Genomic DNA, 4706 nt, shown 5'->3' with positions numbered 1-4706 from the left:
GGCCGAGCCACCGCACCCCGCACCGGAACCAACGACCGCCGCTCTGCAGCATCGAGGACATCAATGTCACCGACCACCACCCCCGGATCAGCACACACCGCCTCCAACACCCGCACAAACCTCGCCGCCAGCCCCCGCACGGTCGCCTCGTCGAACACATCGGTGGCATACAGGCACGCGGCGCTCAACCCGGCCGGCGACCCGTCCGCGGTGTATCGCTCCACGACGCTCAGCTGTAGATCGAACTTCGAGATCCCCGGATCGAGATCCATTGCCGTCACAGTCAGCCCCGGCAGATCCGGAACGATCGCGTCACCGCGCTGTAGCTCGAAAGCGACCTGGAACAGCGGATGGTGCGCTGTCGACCGTGATGACACCACCGCGTCCACCAACCGCTCGAATGGGACGTCGGCATGCGCGAACGCCGCCAGATCGCGGTCCCGCACCTCCTCGAGCATCTCGACGAATCGCATTCCCGGCCTTGCGCGTGTCCGCAACACCACGGTGTTCACGAACATCCCCACCAGGTCGTCCAGTACCGGCTCACCGCGCCCCGCGACCGGCGTCCCCACCACCACGTCCTCCGCGTCAGACACCCGCGCCAGCAACGCAGCCCAGGTGGCGTGCAACACCATGAACACAGTCGCCCGCTGCGCCCGGGCCAGCGCACCCGCCGCAGCGTGCACCCCCGCGTCCACGTCGAAGTCCACCCGTGCCCCCCGCAACGACCGGATCTTCGGGCGTGGGCGGTCCAACGGCAACTCCAATGCCTCCGGCACGCCCGCCAAAACCTCACGCCAATAACCGAACTGGTCCGCCATCACACTGTCGGGATCGGATTGCTCGCCCAGCACCTCCCGCTCCCACAACGTGTAGTCCGCATATTGCACCGGCAGCGGTTCCCATCTGGGTTCGGCGCCGGCGACCCGCGCCGCATACGCAGCCGCCAGATCCCGCGCCAGAGGCTCCATCGAGGCCCCATCCGCCACGATGTGGTGCACCACCACCAGCAGCACGTGCTCGTCGGCCGCCGCCCGGTACAACCGCGCCCGGACCGGCACCTCCACCGTCACGTCGAATCCCCGCGATACAAAGGCGAGTAGGCGCTCCCGCAACGAACTCCGGTCCACCGGCACCGGCGTCAGATTCACATCCGCCCGAGACACCGGCACCACTACCTGCAGCGGTCCCTCCGCGGAATCCGGGAACACAGTCCGCAGCGCTTCATGCCGACCCACCACGTCGCCCATTGCCGCGGCGAGCGCGGCCACATCCAACCGCCCCTGCAATCGCAGCCCCACCGGAATGTTGTATGCCGGTGAGCCGGTGTCGAACTGATCGATGAACCACAGTCGCCGCTGCGCATACGACACCGGCACGTGCGCCGGGTGCTCCCGTCGCGACAACGCCGCGCGCGTCGATTCGACACGCTTGCCACCGGGTTCGACCCACCGCGCCAAACGTTCCACGGTCGGGTGGTCGAAGACCGCCCGCACCTCCACCAACACCCCCAACGCAGCATTCACCCGCGCCACCAACCGCGTCGCCGCCAACGAATCCCCACCCAAAGCAAAGAAATCATCATCCAACCCCACCCGCTCCACACCCAACACCTGCGCAAACAACCCAGCCAACACCACCTCCACCGACGACCCCGGCTCCCGAAACTCCACCGCCGCCACATAATCCGGCACCGGCAACCCCGCCCGATCCACCTTCCCATTCACCGTCACCGGCAACCGATCCAACACCACCACCACCGCCGGCACCATAAACCCCGGCAACCGCCCAGCCACCACCCGCCGCAACCGACCCCCATCAACCACCACACCCGCACGCGGAACCACATAACCCACCAACCGATCACCCACCCCGTCATCACGCACCACCACCACCGCCGCCGACACCCCCTCATCAGCGACCAACACCGCCTCCACCTCACCCGGCTCCACCCGAAAACCCCGCACCTTCACCTGCGCATCACCACGCCCCACAAACTCCAACACCCCACCACCACGCCACCGCACCACATCCCCAGTCCGATACATCCGCCCCCCACCACCACACGGATCAGCCACAAACCGCGACGCCGTCAACCCCGCCCGACCCCAATACCCCCGCGCCACACCAGCACCCGCCACATACAACTCCCCCACCACACCCACCGGCACCGGCCGCAACCGCGCATCCAACACCACCTCACGCACCCCACGCACCGGCCCACCCAACAACACCGGCAACCCCGCCACCAACGGCCCACTCACATTCGCCGCCACCGTCACCTCCGTCGGACCATACGCATTACGCATCACCCGCCCCGGCGCCCACCGCTCCACCAACCCCTCCGAACACGCCTCACCACCAACAATCACATGCCCAAGCCCCTCAAGCCCGGCCGGATCCACCGTCCCCAACGCCGACGGCGTGAAAAACCCATGCGTCACACCCTCATTCACCAACAACGCCGCCAACTCCACACCACCGACAACCTCCGCCGGCGCCAACACCAACGTCGCACCAGAAGCAAACGCCAACAAATACTCCAACACCGACGCATCAAAACTCGGCGACGAAAAACCCAACACCCGAGAACCCGGACCACACTCATTCCCAGACACCAACTCAACAGCCAAATCAGCCAACCCCCGATGCGTCACCACCACACCCTTGGGCACACCCGTCGACCCCGACGTATAAATCAAATACGCCGGCTGATCCAAACCCACCCGCCCCCAACGCTCCCCACCAGACACCGCACCCACCGCAGGCAGGTCGTCGAGATGGACCCAGTCCAAGGCGCCGGGCCACGACTCCCGCGCACCGCGAACCGTCACTCCGAGCGCTGCACCGGAGTCGGCCAGCATGTGCCCGATCCGCGCCTCGGGGTATCCGGGATCCACCGGCAGTACTGCCGCACCGCTGCGGGCCACTGCCCACACCGCCACCACGGATTCCACCGACCGCGACAACCCCACCGCCACAATTGTTTCCGGCCCCGCGCCCCGCTCGATCAGCACCCGCGCCACATCATCGGCCCGATTGGCCAATTCGCCGTAGGTCAACTCGGTTTCACCGCAGCGCAATGCGACCGACTCGGGCGTCCCACCGGCCAACAGGTCGGCCCACCACCGCGGCGCACCCGCCGCCGGTCCGCGCGCCGGAACCAATTCTTTCCGCTCCACCGGATCCAGAATGTCGCAGTCCCCCACTGCGACATCAGGATCCGCGGTCACGGCCGACAGCACCCGCACGAACCTCGCCGCCAACCCCTGCGCCGTCGCCTCGTCGAACACGTCGGTCGCGTAGGTGAACCAGACCGACAGCCCGGCGGGTGTACCGTGCCGGTCGAATCGCTCGGCGACGCTGACCTGCAGGTCGAACTTCGCCACGCCGGGGTCGAACTGGACCGGTTCCACTCCCAGTCCCGGCCACTGCGGCAAGGACAGGTCGGTGTCCGCCATTTCCACCACGACTTGGAACAGCGGGGTGTGCGCCGTCGAGCGGGCCGGCGCGAGTTCGTCCACCACGCGCTCGAACGGGATCTCGGCATGGGCGAAGGCGCCGAGGTCGACGTCCCGCACCTCGTTCAGCACCGCCCCGAACCCCGCGTCCGCCTTCACCCGGGTCCGCAACACCACGGTGTTCACGAACATCCCCACCAGGTCATCCAGTACCGGCTCACCGCGGCCGGCGACCGGGCTGCCCAGAACCACGTCGTCGTCGCCCGACAATCGCGTCATGAGTACTGCCAAGGCAGCATGGACAGTCATGAAGGGACTGGCTCGATGGGCGCGAGCGACTGCACGCATCCGCCCGTGCACCGCGGCGTCCACACTGGCCCGCACGCGCGCACCCCGCAACGACCGTATCGGCGGGCGTGGCCGATCAAACGGCAGGTCAATCGACTCTGGCGCGCCCGCCAAGGTCGCACGCCAGTACGCCAGTTGGCGTTCGGAGAGAGCGTCGCCATCCTGCACCGACGCGAGCCAATCATGTTGCCACAAAGTATAATCCGCATATTGCACCAGCAGCGGTTGCCATTCCGGTTCGACGTCCGCGATCCGCGCTGCATACGCCACCGCGAGATCGCGCGCCAGGGGCTCCATCGACGCCCCATCCGCCGCGATGTGGTGCACCACCACCAGCAGCACATGCTCGGCCGTGGCAAGTTGAAACAGTCTCACCCGCAACGGAATCTGCTCGGTCACGTCGAATCCCGCCGACGCCACCGCGCTCAGCTGCGTTACCAAATCCGCCCGGTCCACCGGTGTCGGAGTGGTGTCCACATCCGCCCCGGCCACGTCGGCCGGCACCTGGCCGGGTCCGTCAGCCGAATCCGGAAACACCGTCCGAAGACTTTCGTGGCGCTGCAACACGTCACCGATCGCGGCGGCCAACGCCGCTGTGTTCACCTCACCGGAGAGCCGCAACGCGACCGGAATGTTGTATGCCCCCGATCCCGGATCGAACCGATTCAGGAACCACATTCGACGCTGCGCGAACGACAACGGCACCCAGTTCGGGCGTTTCCTTTGTACCAGTATGGGCCGCGAACCTGTACCGGAATGCTGTAACGATTCTGCGAGCCCCGCCACGGTCGGTGTATCGAACACCGCCCGCACCTCCACCAACACCCCCAACGCAGCATTCACCCGCGCCACCAACCGCGTCGCCGCCAACGAATCCCCACCCAAAGCAAAGAAATC

General features: G+C 66.9%; 1 protein-coding gene and 1 pseudogene. Both read right to left on the bottom strand.

Translation table 11 applies throughout. The features are described 5' to 3' along the window. Positions 1 to 4514, bottom strand: a 4514-nt coding sequence (locus H290_RS31925) for a non-ribosomal peptide synthetase (RefSeq protein WP_255327722.1), incomplete at its 3' end; no start/stop codon positions are given. Between the two features lie 75 nt (positions 4515 to 4589). Beyond that, positions 4590 to 4694: pseudogene (locus tag H290_RS32000) on the bottom strand (acyl carrier protein); the annotation flags it as partial. Positions 4695 to 4706: the final 12 nt, after the last annotated feature.

This window comes from Nocardia sp. 348MFTsu5.1, from assembly GCF_000383535.1.
Lineage (GTDB): Bacteria > Actinomycetota > Actinomycetes > Mycobacteriales > Mycobacteriaceae > Williamsia > Williamsia faeni.
Note: the sequence above shows the minus strand (reverse complement) of the source record. Positions and strands in the feature narration are given on the sequence as shown.